The sequence below is a fragment of the Stutzerimonas stutzeri genome, from assembly GCF_018138085.1.
GTDB classification, from domain to species: Bacteria; Pseudomonadota; Gammaproteobacteria; order Pseudomonadales; family Pseudomonadaceae; genus Stutzerimonas; species Stutzerimonas stutzeri_AI.
Map to the genome: position 1 here is coordinate 4,394,875 of NZ_CP073105.1, position 15,440 is coordinate 4,410,314.

A 15,440-nucleotide genomic window follows, 5' to 3' on the forward strand; every position below is an offset into this window, starting at 1 on the left:
TTATGGTCCAGCCCCATAGCCAGAGCAGCGTTCGTGCCAACCGCGGCAGATCAACAAACCAAGTAATTTCAGTGACTTGCGTCACATAATAGCGTTTTGCACGCATGCAAAACGCATGACCCGCGGGGATACGGCATGCATTCTGCTGTGTCAGATAGCCGATTACAGAAGGCTATGAACCGCGCTAGGCCTTGCGCCAGACGCTCGCGAGCCAGGGTTGCTGCTCGCGCGGCAGGCCTGCGGGCCGGTAATAGTGCTCGAGTTCGATGAAGCCCGCCGACAGCAGCAGCTCGCGCCAGGTCGGCCAGTCGTACCAGGTACCGTAGCGCGGCCCGCTCCAGCCCTCCTGATTGCTGCCACGTGGATTGGAGCTGAACAACACGCCGCCACTGCGAAGCGTTGCGTGCAGCTTCGACAGCACCCCGTTGATCTCCCGGCTGGGCAGATGGAACAGCACGGCATTGGCGAAAACGCCATCGAAGGTCTCGGCCGGAAGGTCAAGACGCAAGAAATCCTGATGCAGCACTTCGCAACCGGATTCGCGGCGCGCCATGTGGACGAAGGGCTCGGCACCGTCCAGGCCCACAGCGATATGTCCCCGCGCGGTGAATGCCTTGAGGTCCCGGCCGGGTCCACAGCCCAGATCGAGGATTCGAAACGGCGGCTCGCCTTGAATGTGTCGCAGCAGCGCGTCGATATTCTGGCTGACATCGTGGTCGCGAGTGCCCTCACGAAACGCCTCGGCATTGGCTCGATAGTCGTCCAGGGTCTTTTCGGTTATGGCAGCGGCTTGCTCATCAGGCATGATGGCGACTCCAGTAAGGGACATGAGCCGAGCCTAGCGATGACGGAGCCGATTGCCAACGCGCACCGAGCATGGGCATCTGAGCGAGCAAAAGCGCTACGAATGACGATTCGTCCTGAACTTGCAGAATGCCGCAAGGCTCCAACATGCTCGCCCCGAGCTGGATTAGTGACCGGTCTGAAGCAATGTGCCCCGCGAAAACCTCGAGAAACGCTCCAATGAGCAACCCGTCCAGCAAAGTTGTCCTGCTCGTCGAGGACGAACCCCACATTCTTTGCCTGCTATCCGATTATCTGGCGGACGAAGGCTACGAGGTCCTGGAAGCTTCGGATGCCACCGAAGCGTTCGAGATACTGGCAACCAAGCCGCAGCTGGATCTGCTGGTGACCGACTACAGGCTGCCCGGCGGAATTTCCGGGGTGATGATCGCCGAGCCGGCGCTGAAGCTGCGGCCGGAGCTGAAGGTCATCTTCATCAGCGGTTATCCGATCGAAATTCACGAATCGGGTAGCCCTATCGCACGCTCGGCGCCGATCATCGCCAAACCCTTCTCGCTGGATACGCTACGGAGCCAGATCCAACGACTGCTCGCCTGATATCCGCCGCACCCTGCCGGAGCGGCGCCATAACGCAACGAGCCCGCACAGGGCGGGCTCGTCGTCGTTGAGGCGGTGAATCAGCGGATCTTGGGATCCAGCTCACCGCTGGCATAGCGCTGGAACATGCCTTCCAGGGAGATCGGCCTGATCTTCGAGGCATTGCCGGCGGTGCCGAAGGCCTCGTAACGCGCAATGCAGATGTCGCGCATGGCGCTCACGGTCTTGGCCAGATACTTGCGCGGGTCGAACTCGCTGGGGTTCTTCGCCATGAACTCGCGGATCGCGCCAGTGGAGGCCAGCCGCAGATCGGTGTCGATGTTGACCTTGCGCACGCCGTACTTGATGCCTTCGACGATCTCCTCGACCGGCACACCGTAGGTTTCCTTGATGTCGCCGCCGTACTCGTTGATGATTTTCAGCCACTCCTGCGGCACCGAGGAGGAGCCGTGCATCACCAGATGGGTATCCGGGATGCGCTGGTGGATTTCCTTGATGCGCTGGATCGACAGGGTGTCACCGGTCGGCGGCTTGGTGAACTTGTAGGCGCCGTGGCTGGTGCCGATGGCGATGGCCAGGGCGTCGACCTTGGTCTTGGCGACGAAGTCCGCAGCCTCTTCCGGATCGGTCAGCAGCTGGCTGTGATCCAGGGTGCCTTCGGCGCCGACGCCGTCTTCCTCACCGGCCATGCCGGTTTCCAGCGAGCCCAGGCAACCCAGCTCCCCTTCCACCGACACACCACAGGCGTGGGCGAAGGCGACGGTCTGCTGGGTCACGCGGACGTTGTATTCGTAATCGGACGGGGTCTTGCCGTCTTCCTTCAGCGAGCCATCCATCATCACCGAGCTGAAGCCCAGCTGGATCGAGCGCTGGCAAATGTCCGGGCTGGTGCCGTGATCCTGGTGCATGACCACCGGGATGTGCGGAAATTCTTCCACCGCTGCGAGGATCAGGTGGCGCAGGAACGGCGCGCCGGCGTATTTGCGAGCGCCGGCCGAAGCCTGGACGATCACCGGGGAGTCGGTCTTGTCGGCCGCTTCCATGATGGCTCGCATCTGCTCGAGGTTGTTCACGTTGAAGGCCGGCACGCCGTAGCCGAATTCGGCGGCGTGGTCGAGCATCTGGCGCATGCTGATGAGTGCCATGGTTTCCTTTCTCCCGGTTAGGGTCGATTAATCGTGTAGAGCCTGCCCCAGGGGCTGGCGGTGTTCAAGCACCACGCTATGGCGCGGCATTGTAGTGGCGGACGAGCCAAAAGCCATCAGCTCGGACAAAAACACAGGTTTACGGTGGGCCGATCCGCCTCATTCAGAGATTGATCAGCGAAGCGCTGCAGCCATGGGCCAGCAGCTTGTCGTCGGCGACCCGGTAGACCAGCGCTTCGTTCCCCTTGTCGTGAAAGGCCACTACGCCATCGCTATAGAAAGCGCCGCGCGTGACCGGTTCCTTGCGCAGGGTATGAACCTGTTCGCTGTCGCCGATTTTCAGGTCGATGGCCTGATGGCCTTCGTCGGCGTAGCGCCAGGCGATGTCCTGTGGGCTCTTGCAGTTCCAGCGGATGAACGGGGCATCGGGACCGGATTGCCAGTGGCCGCAACCGCCCAGCAGCAGTGCGGCGATCGGGATGAACAGGCCTTTCATCGCTTCTCCTTGCTCATGCGGGTTGGCTCAGGGGCAATCCTGAACGTCCGCGGCGGTACCGGCTGTGGGATCACCGGTGCTCTGCATCTGTACACGCTGGTCGTTCTGCGCGGTCGGGCTCTCCAGCGGCGGCGGATCAAATACCTCACAGGCCGAATCCGGACCGTTCCCGGCGCACCCGGCCAGGCCCAAGCAGCAAACAGCAATTGCGGTGTAGCGCATGATGAGTCTCCATTCCTCGTCTGGACAGAACAGAGACAGCAGCACGCCCACAGGGTTGCCTTTTACCGTTGCGCCTGTTGCGCCTGTTGCGCCGGGACCACGCGCGGCGATCAGCCGGCGCGCTGTTCGAGCACTTCGACCGCCGGCAGTACCTTGCCCTCGACGAACTCGAGGAAGGCGCCACCACCGGTGGAGATGTAGGAGATCTGCTCGCCGACGCCGTACTTGTCGATCGCCGCCAGGGTATCGCCGCCACCGGCAATCGAGAACGCCGGGCTCTCGGCAATCGCCTGGGCCAGCACCTTGGTGCCGTTGCCGAACTGATCGAACTCGAACACACCGACCGGTCCGTTCCACAGAATGGTCTTGGACGACTTCAGCAGCTCGGCGAAGTTGGCCGCGGTCTGCGGGCCGATATCCAGGATCATGTCGTCTTCGGCGACATCGGCCACGGCCTTGACGGTGGCTTCGGCATCTTCGGCGAAGGCCTTCGCCACCACCACATCGACCGGCAGCGGCACGCTGACCTTGGCCGCAATGGACTTGGCGGTGTCGACCAGATCGGCCTCATACAGCGATTTGCCTACCGGGAAGCCGGCCGCCGCGAGAAAGGTATTGGCGATGCCGCCACCCACGATCAACTGGTCACAGACCTGGCTCAGGCTATTGAGCACGTCCAGCTTGGTCGAGACCTTGGAGCCGGCCACGATGGCGGCCATCGGCTTGGCCGGGCTTTTCAGCGCCTTGCCCAGGGCATCGAGTTCGGCGGCCAGCAGCGGGCCGGCACAGGCGACCTTGGCGAACTTGGCAACACCGTGGGTCGAGCCCTGGGCGCGGTGCGCCGTGCCGAAGGCGTCCATGACGAAGACGTCGCACAGCGCCGCATACTGCTGCGCCAGTTCGTCGGTGTTCTTCTTTTCGCCTTTGTTGAAGCGCACGTTTTCCAGCAGCACCAACTCACCCGCCTGCACCTGGACGCCGTTCAGGTAGTCCTTGACCAGCGGCACCTCACGATTCAACGCCTTGCTCAGGTAGTCAGCGACCGGCTTGAGACTGTCTTCCTCGCTGTAGACGCCCTCTTCCGGACGGCCCAGGTGCGAGCAGACCAGCACCGCCGCGCCCTTTTCCAGCGCCAGCTTGATGGTCGGCAAGGACGCCAGGATGCGCGCATCGCTTTTCACCGCGCCATCCTTAACCGGCACATTGAGGTCCTCGCGGATCAGCACGCGCTTACCCTGGAGGTCGAGGTCGGTCATCTTCAAAACGGTCATGTGATCTTCCTTAAGTTCAAGAACGGCGATGTTGTCGAGCGTTGCTGATGTCGCAGCTGGCTACGGGCGATGAGCAACGCGCAAATAATGATCGGCCACGTCAAGCATGCGATTGGCGAACCCCCACTCGTTGTCGAACCACGCCAGCAGGTTCACCAGCCGTGGCCCGGAGGCGCGCGTCAGGCTGCCATCGACGATCGCCGAGTGCGGGTCGTGGTTGAAATCACAGCTGGCATGGGGCAGCTCGGTATACGCGAGCAGGCCTTTCAACGGCCCGGTCTGCGCGGCTTCACGCAGGATCCGGTTGATCTCCGACGCATCGGTATCGCGGGACGTCTGCACGGTGATGTCCAGGCAGGATACGTTCACCGTCGGCACCCGCACCGCTTTGGCCTGAATCCGCCCCGAGAGTTCCGGCAACAGGCGTTCGATCCCTCGCGCCAGGCCGGTGGAGACCGGAATCACCGACTGGAACGCCGACCGCGTCCGGCGCAGGTCGGCGTGATGGTAGGCGTCGATCACTGGCTGATCATTCATTGCAGAATGAATCGTGGTAATCGAAATGTAGTCGAGGCCGATCGCATCATTGAGCAGCTTGAGCAGCGGCACGCCACAATTGGTGGTGCAGGAGGCGTTGGAGACGAGCCGCTCACCACCGGTCAGCTGCCCTTGGTTGATGCCCATCACCACGGTGGCGTCGACATCCGCGGCGCCGCTCATGGGCTGCGAAAACAGCACCCGTGGCGCGCCCGCATCGATGAATCGCTGAGCTTCGCCGCGGGAGTTGTAGGCCCCGGAGCATTCCAGCACCAGGTCGACATCGAGCCCGCGCCAGTCCACCGCTTCCGGTGTCGGTTCGCGCAGCACCTTCACGCAATTGCCATTCAGGTGCAGGCAATCACCGTCCACGGTCACTTCGCCAGGAAAGCGGCCATGGGTCGAGTCGAAACGGGTGAGGTATTCCACGCTCGCCATGTCGGCAAGGTCGTTGAGCGCGACGATCTGGAAATCGAAGGCCGCATTGCGCTCATAGAAGGCGCGCAGCACGCAACGACCGATGCGGCCGTAGCCGTTCAGAGCGATGCGGTAAGGGCGGGAAGGGTTTTCCGGCATTCGGCTTGACCTGCTGACAAGCCGCTCGAGGGCCGGAGGCTGGAGGCCGGACGAACAAGCAATTCGGTGTGCTTGTCGTCCAGCCCCAGCCTTTCAGCCTCCAGCGTCTTTTAGTCTTCGAGAAGCTCTTCGGCGACCGCGAGCACGTTATCGACCGTAAAGCCGAACGCCTCGAACAGCTGGCCGGCCGGGGCCGATTCACCGTAGGTGGTCATGCCGATGATGCGGCCGTCGAGCCCGACGTACTTGTACCAGTAGTCCGCATGCGCCGCCTCAATGGCGATGCGCGCGCCGACTTCGACCGGCAGCACGTGCTGCTTCCAATCCGCGTCCTGCGCATCGAAGACACTGGTGCACGGCATCGACACGACGCGCACGTTGCGACCCTGCTCGGTCAGCTTGTCGTAGGCCTGCACGGCCAGGCCGACTTCCGAACCGGTGGCGATGAGGATCAGCTCCGGCTCGCCAACGCAGTTCTTCAGGATGTAACCACCCTTGGAAATGGCCGATTCGGTTTCGTTGTCGCGGATGTGGTACGGCAGGTTCTGGCGCGAGAAGATCAGCGCGCTCGGGCCATCCTTGCGCTCGACGGCATGCTTCCAGGCCACCGCGGATTCGACCGTGTCGGCCGGACGCCAGGTGTCCAGGTTCGGCGTGGTGCGCAGGCTGGTCAGCTGTTCGATCGGCTGGTGGGTCGGGCCGTCTTCGCCGAGACCGATGGAGTCGTGGGTGAACACGTAGAGCACCCGCTGCTTCATCAGTGCGGACATGCGCACCGCGTTACGGGCGTATTCCATGAACATCAGGAAGGTCGCGCCGTAGGGGATCAGGCCGCCGTGCAGGGCGACGCCGTTCATGATCGCGGCCATGCCGAACTCGCGCACGCCGTAGTACATGTAGTTGCCCGAGGCATCCTCGGCCACCACCGGCTTGCAGCCTTTCCACAGGGTCAGGTTGGAGCCGGCGAGGTCCGCCGAGCCGCCCAGCAGCTCCGGCAGCAGCGGGCCGAAGGCATTCAGGCAGTTCTGGCTGGCCTTGCGGCTGGCGATGGTCTCGCCCTTGGTGGCGACTTCACGGATGAACTCGCTGGCCTTCTCGGCAAAATCTTCCGGCAGCTCGCCGGCCATGCGGCGCTTGAACTCGGACGCCAGGGCCGGGAATTCGGCTTCATAGGCAGCGAAGCGCTTGTTCCACTCGTTTTCGGCGTCGGCGCCCTTCTGCTTGGCATCCCACTCGGCATAGATGTCGGCCGGAATCTCGAACGGGCCATGCTTCCAGCCCAGCGCCTCGCGAGTCAGGGCGATCTCCGCATCCCCCAGAGCTGCGCCATGGCACTCTTCCTTGCCCTGCTTGTTCGGCGAGCCGAAACCGATGATGGTCTTGCAGCAGATCAGGGTCGGCCGGTCGCTCTTGCGCGCAGTGTCGATAGCCATCTGGATTTCTTCGGCGTCATGACCGTCGACGTTGCGGATCACCTGCCAGCCATAGGCCTCGAAACGGCGCGGCGTGTCGTCGGTGAACCAGCCATGGACTTCGCCGTCGATGGAGATACCGTTGTCGTCGTAGAACGCGATCAGCTTGTTCAGCGCCAGGGTGCCGGCCAGCGAGCACACCTCGTGGGAGATGCCTTCCATCAGGCAGCCATCGCCCATGAAGACATAGGTGTGGTGATCGACGATGTCATGACCGGGACGGTTGAACTGCGCGGCCATGACCTTCTCCGCCAGGGCGAAGCCAACGGCATTGGCCAGCCCCTGGCCCAGCGGGCCGGTGGTGGTCTCGACGCCGGCGGTGTAGCCGAACTCGGGATGCCCCGGAGTCTTGCTGTGTAGCTGGCGGAAATTCTTCAGATCGTCGATGGACAGGTCGTAGCCGGTCAGGTGCAGCAGCGAATAGATCAGCATCGAGCCGTGGCCGTTGGACAGCACGAAGCGGTCGCGGTCGGCCCACTGCGGGTTGGTCGGGCTGTGCTTGAGGTGGTCACGCCAGAGCACCTCGGCGATGTCCGCCATGCCCATGGGGGCACCCGGGTGGCCGCTGTTGGCTTTCTGCACAGCATCCATGCTGAGGGCGCGGATGGCATTGGCTCGCTCACGACGGCTGGGCATCGCTGAATCTCCTGCGGGGGTGTACGTAGAAAAAGGCGGCCATTTTCCCCTACCCGGGGTGGCGGGGCAATGACTGAATCAGCTCGCACGCCTCGTCCGCGGTGCTCAGTCGAGCAGACGAACCCCGCGGCTGTCGGTATTGGGCAGATGCTGCAGCAGGTAGCCCTTCATCCGGGTCAGGGTTGCCGGGGTTTCGCCAGTCGCAGGCCAGACCAGGTAGTAGCTGTCGCCGGAGCGCACAGCCTGATCGAACGGCAGTGTCAGCGCGCCCTTTTGCAATTCCGTCGCCACCAGTGCCAGATCGCCGATGGACACGCCGTGGCCTTGCGCCGCGGCGGAAATCCCCAACTCCAGCGTGTCGAACAGTTTGCCCTGCTGCCAGGCGACGACATCGATCAGCCCGACCCGCTGCAGCCAGCGGCGCCAGTCACGGCAGTCGCGCGAAGGATGGATCAGTTCGGCCTGGGCCAGCCGCTCGGCCGACCAGGTCGACCCGCCCTGGACCTCTGGGGAGCACACGGGCACCAGCCACTCGTCGAACAGCTTGACCCGGTTCCAGTCGGCCGGAAAACCACCGTTCCCGAGCAGGATGGCGCAGTCGAAGGGTTCGTTGTGGAAGTCCACGGCGTCCAGGTCCATCCAGGCGCTGGTGAGCTGCACGCGATGCTGCGGGTGGCTGAGATGGAAATCGTCGAGCGCCCCGAGCAACCAACGCATGGTCAGGGTCGAAGGCGCCTTCAACCTGAGCGCGTCACGCTGACGATTCACCGCCACGCAGGCATTTTCGATGGTGCGAAAGCCGACCTTGAGCTCCTGCGCCAGTAGCCGTCCGGTGTCGGTCAATGCCAGCCGGGAACCCCGCCGCTCGAACAATTGGCAACCGAGGCTCTCTTCGAGCGTCTTCACGTGCCGGCTGACGGCGCTTTGCGTGATGCACAGGCTCTCGGCCGCCTGGGTGAAGGAGCCGAAGCGCGCCGCCACCTCGAAAGCGCGCAGCGCGTAGAGCGGAGGGATGCGCAGCGTCATGCGGTCAGCCGCCGGCATGAGTAAAACTCATTCGAGATGCTCGTTTTTTCCATTTTGCAACCCTCCAGCCCCCACCAATACTCGCCGTCCATGGGGCCAGCATTGCAGTGGCACCCGGACCGACCAGAGGCCTCCGCCTTTGTATAACCCTAGGGAAGGATGACATGCCCAGTCTCGAGTTCGACCAACTTTTATCTGCCAGCATTCACCACGGGGGGCTCAGCTCGGCGCAAATAGCGCAGATCCTCGAATTCAAGCTGTTCGGCAACGCCAAGGGTTTCCTGCTGCTCGAGGACACCAACATCGGTGAAATCCCGCCGACTCCGGCCTCGCGCACCGAGATACACAAACCAGACGACTGCAGCGAGCGCCTGCTGCTGCAGGCCACCGCCCTGCTCGGCGAACCGATCGGCTATGTACAGGAGTCCGGCGGCTGCATCGTCAACAACTTCTTCCCCCAGCAGACCCAATCACGCGCCGCCACCTCGGACAGCTTCGACACCGAACTCGACCTGCATACCGAGAACGCTTTCCACGCGATCCAGCCCGATTACCTGCTGCTGCTTTGCCTGCGCCAGGATCCGGCCGCCGAGGCTATCACCTACATCGCCTCGATCGAGCGCATTCTCGAGCACCTGAGTTACGAACAGCAGGCCTTCCTGCTCAACGAGCCGTACAACTTTCTCTCCGATTACGGCCCGAACGAGAAGAACCAGCGCATCGACATCAACAAGCACCAGACCGTGCTCTATGGCGATCCCGACGCGCCATTCTTCCGCTTAGACCCGCAGTTCATGGTTGCCTACAGCGACCGCGCCCAGCAATCGCTGGACAACCTGCGCAACATCGCCTGGGAAGTCGTCGAGCCCGTGCGGCTCGGCCCCGGTGACCTGCTGATCATCGACAATCGCCGCACCGCCCATGCACGCAGCCCCTTCACCGCCCGTTTCGACGGCAGCGATCGCTGGATGCAGCGCACCTTCGCCAGCTGCAACCTGCCGCTGTACACCGAAAAGCTGGGCAAACAATCACGCATCTTCGAATTGGTGACCGAGCTATGAACGCCACCTACCTGGCCTTTGCTGCCGCCATCACTCTGCTGATCGCCTCACCCGGCCCCGTGGTAGCCCTGGTCATCGCCGATGCGCGGCGCAGCTGGCCGGCCTGGACCATCCTCGGCGGCGTGCTATCCGCCCAAATCCTGCTGGTCGCGGCCCTGGTGCTGATCTATCTGGCGCTGGATCTGGAGCCAGTGATCCTCGAATGGGGCCAGGTGATCGGTGGTCTTTACCTGATCTGGCTCGGCGCGGACGGGCTATGCGGCGGCAATGACGAAAAGCCGCACCTGCCACGCTCCCACGTTCACTACTTCTGGCGCGCCATGGCCGTGGGCCTGTCGAACCCCAAAGACATCCTCTTCTTCCTCGCGTTTCTGCCCGGTTTCATCCTGCCAGCACAGCCGTTCGCGCCGCAGGCCGCGACATTGATCGCCATCTGGGCATTGGTCGATGTGTCCATTCTGATTACCTACAGCCTGGCGGCGCGGCGTCTGGCCAGTCATCCGCAGCTGCAGCAGGTGCTCGACCTACTGCCGAGCTTCTTCCTGCTGGCCCTCGGCCTGGTGTCCTGCGGCATGGGAGTCAACAGCCTGGTGAATTGAACGAACGCTTGTTCAATATCAAAACTTTTTGATACAGCCATTGCTGTACGAAAAACGACCGACTAGACTGCGCGGCCTATGAGCCTGCGCATTCCCCAGATCTCCTTCGATGACAGCGATCAGCTCGCCGCCCTGTGCAAGGCCGGCGGCGACTCGCTGCGTCTGAATGTGCTGCGGGCGCTGGCCAGCGACTCGTTCGGCGTGCTCGAGCTGGCGCAGATCTTCGCCACGGGCCAGTCGGGCATCAGCCACCACCTCAAGGTGCTGACCCAGGCCGGGTTGCTGGCAACACGCCGAGAAGGCAACGCCATTTTCTATCGCCGCGCCCTGCCGCACGCTGACAGCCTCGGCGGCAGACTGCACGCTGCCTTGCTCGAAGAGGTCGATCAGCTGAGCCTGCCGCTCGAGGTGCAGGCACGCATTGCCGCCGTGCATGCACAGCGCAGTGCCGCCAGCGAGGATTTCTTCATGCGCATGGCCGGCAGCTTCCAGGCGCGCCAGGACATGATCGCGGGACTGCCACAGTATCGTGACAGTGTGGTGGCGCTGCTCGACGCGCTGGATTTCGCGCCGACCGCGACCGCGCTCGAGGTTGGCCCCGGCGACGGCAGCTTTCTGCCCGAGCTGGCCCACCGCTTCGCACAGGTGGTGGCGGTGGACAACAGCCCGGCCATGCTCGAACTGGCGCGTGCGCGCTGTGAACAGGCCGCACTGGACAACGTCGAGCTGAAACTGGCCGACGCCTTGCAGGACGACTGTCCGTCGGCCGACTGCGTCGTGCTGAACATGGTTTTGCATCATCTGGCGGCGCCGGGTGAAGCGCTCAAGCAACTGGCACGGCTGGTGAACCCGGGCGGAAGCCTGCTGGTCACCGAGCTGTGCAGCCACAACCAGAGTTGGGCCAGGGAGGCCTGCGGCGATCTATGGTTGGGCTTCGAACAGGACGATCTGGCCCGTTGGGCCGATGCCGCGGGGCTCACGCCCGGCGAGAGCCTCTACATTGGCTTGAAGAACGGTTTTCAGATCCAGGCCCGGTACTTTTCCCGGCCCACCCCTGACAGCCGACTCACCCACCGGTAATAGGAAACCGATAGATGAGCGAATACTCGATTTTCACCTCCGAGTCCGTGTCCGAAGGGCATCCGGACAAGATCGCCGACCAGATCTCCGATGCGGTGCTGGACGCCATCATCGCCGAGGACAAGCACGCCCGCGTGGCCTGTGAAACCCTGGTCAAGACCGGCGTCGCCATCGTCGCCGGCGAAGTCACCACCAGCGCCTGGGTCGATCTCGAGCAACTGGTGCGCGACGTCATCATCGACATTGGTTACAACAGCTCGGACGTTGGTTTCGATGGCGCCACCTGCGGCATCATCAACATCATCGGCAAGCAGTCGGTGGACATCGCCCAGGGCGTCGACCGCTCCAAGCCGGAAGACCAGGGCGCCGGCGACCAGGGTCTGATGTTCGGCTACGCCAGCAACGAAACCGACGTGCTGATGCCCGCACCGATCCGTTTCTCCCACGCCCTGGTCGAGCGCCAGGCCGAAGCGCGCAAGAACGGCCTGCTGCCGTGGCTGCGTCCGGATGCCAAGAGCCAGGTCACCTGCCGTTATGAAGGCGGCAAGGTGGTCGGCATCGACGCCATCGTGCTGTCCACCCAGCACAACCCGGAGGTCAAGCATTCCGACCTCAAGGAAGCGGTGATGGAGCTGATCGTCAAGCACGTGATCCCGGCCGAACTGCTGCACAAGGACACCCAGTTCCACATCAACCCGACCGGCCAGTTCATCATCGGCGGCCCGGTGGGCGACTGTGGCCTGACCGGACGCAAGATCATCGTCGACACCTACGGCGGCATGGCCCGTCACGGCGGCGGCGCCTTCTCCGGCAAGGACCCGTCCAAGGTCGACCGTTCGGCTGCCTACGCCGGTCGCTACGTGGCCAAGAACATCGTCGCCGCAGGCCTGGCCGAGCGTTGTGAGATCCAGGTGTCCTACGCCATCGGCGTCGCCCAACCGACTTCGATCTCGATCAACACCTTCGGCACCGGCAAGCTGAGCGACGAGAAGATCGTCGCCCTGGTGCGCGAGCATTTCGATCTGCGTCCCTACGCGATCACCACCATGCTCGACCTGCTGCACCCAATGTACAAGGCCACCGCGGCCTACGGCCACTTCGGTCGCGATCCCTATGAAATGACGGTCGGTGGCGACACCTTCACTGCCTTCACCTGGGAAAAGACCGACAAGGCCGACGCCCTGCGCGCGGCTGCGGGTCTGTAAGACCGAGCCGGGCAGAAAAAAGCCCCGCCAGCGTGAGCTGAGCGGGGCTTTTTTGCATCTGTCGACAAACTCAATGCGGGCTTAACCGCCGCATTTACAACATTGCATGAGCCTCACTCGATCGAGCCCTCAAGCCCCACCAACATCCCAGATTCCACCCAGGCTCTGCAATAGCTGGCCGCCTACACCCTGGTTCCCTAAGTACCGCAGCAGGATCGGCGCAAATTGGCCGACCAACCCCGCATCCATGCCCAGCGCGGAAAACGCCCGGCTGACGTCAGGCAGGCTCTGTACGTTATCGACCGCGGCGGCCGTCTGAGCGTTGACAGACGTATCCGCTTTGCCGAGCAAGCCGCTCAGCGCACCCAGTTGGCCGAGTTGATTCAGCCCGCTATCGCCGGTGAGCTTGTCGATCCCCGGTACTGACTTGGCGAGCTGAGCGTAATCGGTGCTGCTCAGCTGCTGCTTGGCCAACTGCAACAGGGCGCCGCTGCCCCCTACGGCCTGCACGGGAGTGACACCCAATTCGTCGAGCTGACCAATCAGACCGAGCGCTTGCGTCTGAGCATTGTTTTGCGGGGTGCCGCTGCCAGTCACCCCCGACACGGCACGGGCGGCCTCGCCGAGGCTGAAGGCGCTGGCAGCACCAGTCGTCAGGCTGAGAAGAACCAGAACAGCGATGGAAGGAACGTGTTTCATGCTTGCCTCGAAATAGAAGTGCGCCACGATGCTACATGCAGAGCGGAAGGAAGACCGAGCCCCTGTCAGTTCTTCAGCCGGTAGCCCGTCCGGAATATCCACCACACCGCTGTCAAACAGGCGACCAGGAACACCAGAATCATCGCCAGACTGATACCGACGCCGATATCCGAGACGCCGTAGAAGCTCCAACGGAATCCGCTGATCAGGTATACCACCGGATTGAACAGCGTGACGTTCTGCCAGAACGGCGGCAGCATCTCGATGGAATAGAAGCTGCCCCCGAGAAAGGCCAGCGGCATGACGATGAGCGACGGGACGATCTGCAGCTTCTCCCAGCCATCGGCCCAGATGCCGATGATGAAACCGAACAGGCAGAAGGTCACCGCGGTGAGCACCAGGAACAGCGTCATCATCAGCGGATGCTGAATCTCGTAGTCGACGAACAATCGCGCCGTCAGCAGTATCACCACGCCGAGCACCAGTGACTTGGTTGCGGCGGCGCCGACATAGCCGATGACGATCTCCAGGTACGACACCGGGGCGGACAACACCTCGTAGATGGTCCCGGAATAGCGCGGCATATAGATGCCGAACGAAGCGTTGGAAATGCTCTCGGTGAGCAGCGCCATCATGATCAGGCCGGGAATGATGAACGCGCCGTAAGGGATGCCGTGCATCGCTTCCATGCGCGAGCCGATGGCCGAGCCGAAAACCACGAAATACAGCGAGGTGGAAATCACCGGCGTAGCGATGCTCTGCAGCAGCGTGCGCCAGGTTCGCGCCAGCTCGAACAGGTAGATGGCGCGGATTGCGTAGAAATTCATGTGCGGCTGCCTTTTACCAGACTGACGAAAATCTCCTCCAGCGAACTCTGGCTCGACTGCAGATCCTTGAAGTCGATGCCATGCTCACCGAGGCGCTTGAGCAACTCGGCGATACCCGTGTCCTCCTGCTGGGCATCGAAGGTGAACACCAGCTGGTTGCCGGCATCGACCAGCTCCAGCGGATAAGCGGCCAGTTCGTTCGGGATCTGTGCCAACGGACGCTGCAGATGCAGGGTCAGCTGCTTCTTGCCGAGCTTGTGCATCAGCACCTGCTTGTTCTCCACCAGGATGATCTCGCCCTTGCTGATCACCCCGATGCGGTCGGCCATTTCCTCGGCCTCTTCGATGTAGTGAGTGGTCAGAATGATGGTCACGCCGCGTTCGCGCAGGCCCCGCACCATCTCCCACATATCCCGGCGCAACTCGACGTCGACGCCGGCGGTGGGCTCGTCGAGGAACAGGATGCTCGGCTCGTGGGACAACGCTTTGGCGATCATCACGCGGCGCTTCATGCCGCCGGAGAGCTCGATGATTCGTGCGTTCTTCTTGTCCCACAGCGACAGGTCGCGGAGCAGCTTCTCCAGGTAGGCATCATCTGGCGCCTTGCCAAACAGCCCGCGGGAAAAGCGCACCGTGGCCCAGACGCTTTCGAAGCCCTCGTTGACCAGCTCCTGCGGCACCAGGCCGATCTTCGAACGGGCCTGGCGGTAGTCGCCGATGATGTCGTGACCGTCCACCAGGACCCGGCCGCCCCCTGGATTGACGATGCCGCAGACGATGCTGATCAACGTGGTCTTGCCCGCCCCGTTCGGGCCGAGCAACGCGAAGATTTCGCCTTTGCGGATCTGCAGATCGATCTGTTTCAACGCCGGATGGCCGGACGCATAGGTCTTGCTCAGCTGTTCGATGGAAATCACGGGCTGCACTGATGAATCACTCCGCAAGGATTGGCTGACGATTGTACGACGCAGGTGGTTAGCTCACTAATCGATGACGTTGATAACGATCATGCCGTCGACACTGGCTCAAGACCGGACGCGCAGCCTGACGAACTGGCCGTATCACGACTCTTCGGAATGGGCTCTTCAGTTAATGTGACCGGGTCACTCGGATTCTGGCCGCGATGTGCGGACATGGTTCATTCCATCGCCCCGCTCTCATCGCCGCGACAAGTGCGGCGCCGGACG

At 62.8% G+C, this 15,440-nt stretch carries 16 protein-coding genes; 5 read left to right on the forward strand and 11 right to left on the reverse strand.

What is annotated here, in order from left to right; genetic code table 11:
- Positions 1 to 184 precede the first annotated feature (184 nt).
- Positions 185 to 805, reverse strand: a complete 621-nt coding sequence (locus KCX70_RS20150; RefSeq protein ID WP_102852432.1) for a class I SAM-dependent methyltransferase — start codon at positions 803 to 805, stop codon at positions 185 to 187.
- A gap of 218 nt (positions 806 to 1,023) precedes the next feature.
- Here KCX70_RS20150 and KCX70_RS20155 point away from each other — a divergent pair, with 218 nt between their 5' ends.
- Positions 1,024 to 1,401 (forward strand): response regulator, encoded by a 378-nt coding sequence (locus KCX70_RS20155; protein WP_212618612.1) that lies wholly within the window; start codon positions 1,024 to 1,026, stop codon positions 1,399 to 1,401.
- A gap of 80 nt (positions 1,402 to 1,481) precedes the next feature.
- On the opposite strand, the gene fba is transcribed toward KCX70_RS20155, so the two are convergent.
- From fba to KCX70_RS20190, 7 genes are all read right to left on the reverse strand, one after another.
- Positions 1,482 to 2,546, reverse strand: coding sequence for a class II fructose-bisphosphate aldolase (gene fba, locus KCX70_RS20160; RefSeq protein ID WP_212618613.1), 1,065 nt, complete (start codon positions 2,544 to 2,546; stop codon positions 1,482 to 1,484).
- Positions 2,547 to 2,709: 163 nt separating this feature from the next.
- The gene (locus KCX70_RS20165; protein ID WP_021205987.1) at positions 2,710 to 3,042 is read right to left on the reverse strand and encodes an MliC family protein; all 333 of its coding nucleotides are present in this window, start codon (positions 3,040 to 3,042) and stop codon (positions 2,710 to 2,712) included.
- A 27-nt stretch (positions 3,043 to 3,069) separates the two neighbouring features.
- Positions 3,070 to 3,264: a hypothetical protein gene (locus KCX70_RS20170; RefSeq protein ID WP_021205988.1), complete on the reverse strand. Its 195-nt coding sequence runs from the start codon at positions 3,262 to 3,264 to the stop codon at positions 3,070 to 3,072.
- A 110-nt stretch (positions 3,265 to 3,374) separates the two neighbouring features.
- Positions 3,375 to 4,535: a phosphoglycerate kinase gene (locus KCX70_RS20175; protein WP_102846891.1), complete on the reverse strand. Its 1,161-nt coding sequence runs from the start codon at positions 4,533 to 4,535 to the stop codon at positions 3,375 to 3,377.
- 60 nt (positions 4,536 to 4,595) lie between these two features.
- Positions 4,596 to 5,648, reverse strand: coding sequence for an erythrose-4-phosphate dehydrogenase (gene epd / locus KCX70_RS20180; protein ID WP_212618614.1), 1,053 nt, complete (start codon positions 5,646 to 5,648; stop codon positions 4,596 to 4,598).
- A gap of 110 nt (positions 5,649 to 5,758) precedes the next feature.
- Positions 5,759 to 7,756: a transketolase gene (tkt, locus tag KCX70_RS20185; RefSeq protein WP_102846889.1), complete on the reverse strand. Its 1,998-nt coding sequence runs from the start codon at positions 7,754 to 7,756 to the stop codon at positions 5,759 to 5,761.
- Between the two features lie 105 nt (positions 7,757 to 7,861).
- Positions 7,862 to 8,782: a LysR substrate-binding domain-containing protein gene (locus KCX70_RS20190; RefSeq protein ID WP_272876422.1), complete on the reverse strand. Its 921-nt coding sequence runs from the start codon at positions 8,780 to 8,782 to the stop codon at positions 7,862 to 7,864.
- Between the two features lie 164 nt (positions 8,783 to 8,946).
- On the opposite strand from KCX70_RS20190, the gene KCX70_RS20195 reads away from it, so the two are divergent.
- The 4 genes from KCX70_RS20195 to metK all read left to right on the forward strand — a co-directional run bounded on the left by KCX70_RS20195 (position 8,947) and on the right by metK (position 12,727).
- A complete protein-coding gene (locus KCX70_RS20195; protein WP_212618616.1) occupies positions 8,947 to 9,843 on the forward strand; it encodes a TauD/TfdA family dioxygenase in 897 nt (298 codons plus the stop codon).
- Entirely contained in the window at positions 9,840 to 10,442 is a 603-nt protein-coding gene (locus KCX70_RS20200) for a LysE family translocator (RefSeq protein ID WP_212618617.1), read from the forward strand. The genes KCX70_RS20195 and KCX70_RS20200 overlap by 4 nt, the downstream gene beginning before the upstream one ends.
- 78 nt (positions 10,443 to 10,520) lie before the next feature.
- A complete protein-coding gene (locus KCX70_RS20205) occupies positions 10,521 to 11,522 on the forward strand; it encodes an ArsR/SmtB family transcription factor (protein ID WP_102852440.1) in 1,002 nt (333 codons plus the stop codon).
- Positions 11,523 to 11,536: 14 nt separating this feature from the next.
- The gene (metK, locus tag KCX70_RS20210) at positions 11,537 to 12,727 is read left to right on the forward strand and encodes a methionine adenosyltransferase (protein WP_102852441.1); all 1,191 of its coding nucleotides are present in this window, start codon (positions 11,537 to 11,539) and stop codon (positions 12,725 to 12,727) included.
- A gap of 129 nt (positions 12,728 to 12,856) precedes the next feature.
- On the opposite strand, the gene KCX70_RS20215 is transcribed toward metK, so the two are convergent.
- The 3 genes from KCX70_RS20215 to KCX70_RS20225 form a co-directional block, all read right to left on the reverse strand.
- Positions 12,857 to 13,426 carry a DUF2780 domain-containing protein gene (locus tag KCX70_RS20215; RefSeq protein WP_212618618.1) on the reverse strand — a complete coding sequence of 190 codons (570 nt, stop codon included), beginning with the start codon at positions 13,424 to 13,426 and terminating at the stop codon, positions 12,857 to 12,859.
- 65 nt (positions 13,427 to 13,491) lie between these two features.
- Complete coding sequence (locus KCX70_RS20220) at positions 13,492 to 14,253, reverse strand: ABC transporter permease (RefSeq protein ID WP_102846884.1); 762 nt, start codon at positions 14,251 to 14,253, stop codon at positions 13,492 to 13,494.
- Complete coding sequence (locus KCX70_RS20225) at positions 14,250 to 15,179, reverse strand: ABC transporter ATP-binding protein (protein ID WP_021205999.1); 930 nt, start codon at positions 15,177 to 15,179, stop codon at positions 14,250 to 14,252. The genes KCX70_RS20220 and KCX70_RS20225 overlap by 4 nt, the downstream gene beginning before the upstream one ends.
- Between the last annotated feature and the right edge of the window lie 261 nt (positions 15,180 to 15,440).